Source organism: Roseateles chitinivorans, from assembly GCF_002761755.1.
Taxonomy (GTDB): Bacteria; Pseudomonadota; Gammaproteobacteria; order Burkholderiales; family Burkholderiaceae_C; genus Roseateles; species Roseateles chitinivorans.
This window is the reverse complement of sequence record NZ_PEOG01000219.1, coordinates 1-438: the sequence shown is the minus strand read 5'-3', so window position 1 is coordinate 438 and position 438 is coordinate 1. Positions and strand designations below refer to the sequence as shown.

Here is a 438-nt window from a genome sequence, read left to right as displayed (position 1 = left end):
GAGCGTCAGCTGATCGCCGGCATCTGCCAGCTCCGAGGCCGTCGACAGGAGGAGCAGGCGCGCGGCGTCGACACTGGCCTGCGCCTTGGCGACCAGATACTGCGTCCGCGTGGCATCGGCGACCACGCCGCCCACCACCGACGCCTTCGATCGCACCAGGGTGACGGTCTCCTCGATCATGTGCGCGGCGATGCCGAGAGTGACTGCGGCACAGCCGCCGAACACCAGGTTGCCGATGAAGCCGCGGTAGACCGGGCTGTCGGTGTTGACCGGCGCGTCGAGCCGGGTGGCGAGATCCTCGGGGACGAAGACGTCGTCGATCACCACATCCCGGCTCCCTGTCGCCCGCAGCCCGGTGACATTCCAGGTGTCTTGGATGTCGATCTGGTCGGTGGGGACGGCGAACAGACGCACATCCGGCGCCCCGTTGGTATCGCC

General features: G+C 68.5%; 1 protein-coding gene. It reads right to left on the bottom strand.

Annotated features, from left to right (window positions below; genetic code table 11):
* Positions 1 to 438 (bottom strand): acyl-CoA dehydrogenase family protein (locus tag CS062_RS25445; RefSeq protein ID WP_497006794.1); only part of this gene is annotated, 438 nt, incomplete at both ends.